This window comes from Sphingomonas sp., assembly GCF_019242355.1.
Taxonomy (GTDB): Bacteria; Pseudomonadota; Alphaproteobacteria; order Sphingomonadales; family Sphingomonadaceae; genus Sphingomicrobium.
This window is the reverse complement of sequence record NZ_JAFAVR010000199.1, coordinates 1-2,698: the sequence shown is the minus strand read 5'-3', so window position 1 is coordinate 2,698 and position 2,698 is coordinate 1. Positions and strand designations below refer to the sequence as shown.

Genomic DNA, 2,698 nt, shown 5'->3' with positions numbered 1-2,698 from the left:
TCAATTCTGGCACGGGGCGTGAGGCTGACGGTCTGACTCGCAATTCGGCGAAACTCTACGGTTCCGTCATTGCGAGGAGGCGGCGCCGGCCTTGCGTCCGGCGCGAGCTCCGACGGTCGCGGTAGGGACGCTCATTACTGAGCGCCCCCCGCACAGAACCGTACGTGCGGCTTTCCCGCATACGGCTCCCACCTCGGGTGAGTGACGGCGAAGCGCTGTCGGGGCCAGGCATGGAGGATAGTTGGTTCGGGGAGCCAGGCGTCGGCAATCGGCTTCATCCGCTTCCATGAGAGGGTGCCCTTTTGACTGCGGTGGCTCAGTAGCCGCCGCCATCGCTTGGCGACCTCGTCGCGGAAGGTCACGAGTGCCTGCCTGTTGGTCGGCACCGCGTGATAGTTGAAGTAGCCGCGCACGACCTGCATCAACCATCTCCCCTGCACGGAGATCGACTGATGCATGCGCCGGCGCAGTGCCTGCTTGATCTCCGTAAGTTTCGCCCGCATGCGGTCGCGTCGCGACTTCCGCTTGACCAGGAACTTGCCGCGTCGCGATCTGCCGCTGATGAAGGTGAAGCCCAGGAAGTTGAAGGTCTCCGGCTTTCCGAGCCCGCGCCGTCTGCGGTTTTGTTCCGCAAAGCGGCCGAACTCGATCAGCCGGGTCTTCTCAGGATGCAGTGCCAGCGCGAACTCCGCTAACCGCTTGCGCAATGCGTCCAGGAAGCGGCGAGCATCGCCCTCGTGCTGGAAGCCGACGATGAAGTCGTCGGCATAGCGCACGATGATTACGTCGCCCGATGCCTCGTGCTGTCGCCAGCGCTCGGCCCATAGGTCGAGGGCATAGTGCAGGTAGATGTTGGCAAGCAGCGGCGAGATCACCGCTCCTTGCGCCGTCCCCTGCTCGCTCGCCAGCACCTGTGCATCTTCCAGAACGCCCACCTTGAGCCATTTCTGGATCAGGCGGATCGCGCGCCGGTCGCCAATCCGGTGTTCGACGAAGCGGATGAGCCACGCGTGGTCCACCGTGTCGAAGAATGACCGGATGTCGGCGTCCAGTATGAAGTTCACCTTCTTGCTTTCGATCGCGACGACGAGAGCATCCATCGCATCGTGTGCGCTGCGCCCAGGCCGGAAGCCGTACGAGAACCCGAGGAAGTCTTCCTCGTAGATCGCGTTCAGCACCTCGGCCACGGCGCGTTGGACGATCTTGTCCTCGATCGCAGCGACCGCGAGCGGACGCTGGCCGCCATCCGGCTTGGGGATGTACACACGCCGTGATGGCAACGCCCGGTACGCTCCTCGATGGATGCGAGCATGCAGGTCCTCGATCTTGCGTTCGAGGTCTTGCTCGTAGTCCCGCCATGTCAGCCCGTCCGTCCCCGGCGCGGCGTTCGCCTTGAGTTCGTAGAACGCCGCCACGAGCCGTTCGGTGTCGATGTGGTGGAGGAGCGAGATGAACTTCTCCTCTTTCCTTTCCCTTGCTGCTTTCCGTATGCGTTCCAGCGCCTGTGACGCGTCTTCCCGGCTCTGTGCCCGGGACGTGCTTTGCTGGCCCGCATTCCCCTCGGCCTCAGCCCTTCGCTCCACCGGCTCCTCGGCGGATTGCTCCGCTTCGTTCGCCGGCTTCACAGCTACTATGGCCTCGTCCGACTTCCCGCTTCCGTGCATCATCGGCTTCGGCTCCTCGCCTTCCCGATGCGGACCGCCGGCTTCATCAGCTGATGGTCAGACGCGGGATCTCCCAGGTTCCGACGCGATCCTTCTGCGCGTGATGGGCTCTTCGACCCCGGCTGGATGGCAATGCCTCGCATGACGGCGTTGCTCATGTGGCGTTCGGCAGCAAAGGACAACCTCCGCTCCAGCGAAATGGGAATTTCGGGGCTCAATCACACACCCCACGCAGCAGCTGTGTACGCTTCGCGGCCGCCGTTACCGACGGACTCGCGCAACACTCGCTTCCAGGCGGCTCGCTACGCCCTACCTGGGCTGGACTTCCACCAGCTGATCGCGCCAACTTCCTGGCGCACCCTTTGCCCACTCTACGGCTCAAGTCGCCGCGCCGCGCGCGCTGATCGGCCACAGCACCTCGACGCGCCCATGGCGCACGCCGACATACCAGTCGTGCAGGTTGACGGTCGGATCGCAATGACCGGGGATCAACCACACTTTGTCGCCCAGCCGTAGCGGCTTGGCCTTCGGGCCGAGCACGAGCTTGCCGTGCTCATCCGACATGCCGGTGACTTGAACATCCTCCAACGCATGCACCCAGGGTGGACCTTTTTCGCCGCTGTAGGATTTGAGCCCCGCATCGACGATGTCGCGCTCGGCGGTCGGCGTGCTGATCACCGTTGCGAGCACGAACAGGCTGTGCTCGAACGCAGTATAGAGCCCGCCATCCTTGCCGCCGATCTTGGCGTAATCGGTATCCATGAACACGTAGGAGCCGACCTGCAGCTCGTTATAGACGCCGCTCTCCGCCTCGAATGCGAAGGTGCCGGTGCCGGCGCCGGCTACGATCTCGCAGGTGAGGTTCTCGGCCTTCAGCGCCTCGAGCGTCTCGCGCACCGCATCGACCGCGGACGCGATCGCCTGCGCGCGCTGCTGATGGCTCGGCAGATGCTGCGCGCGGCCGTGATAGGCCTGCAGCCCGCGAAACGTCAGGCTCGGCGCATCCGCGATGCGTCGCGCGAGCGCTGCCGCGG

General features: G+C 64.5%; 1 protein-coding gene and 1 pseudogene. Both read right to left on the bottom strand.

Annotated features, from left to right (window positions below; all coding sequences use genetic code 11):
• Positions 1 to 134 precede the first annotated feature (134 nt).
• The gene (gene ltrA, locus JOZ79_RS09980) at positions 135 to 1,625 is read right to left on the bottom strand and encodes a group II intron reverse transcriptase/maturase (RefSeq protein WP_366514813.1); all 1,491 of its coding nucleotides are present in this window, start codon (positions 1,623 to 1,625) and stop codon (positions 135 to 137) included.
• Positions 1,626 to 2,042: 417 nt separating this feature from the next.
• A pseudogene (locus tag JOZ79_RS09975) lies at positions 2,043 to 2,698 on the bottom strand (alanine racemase); the annotation flags it as partial.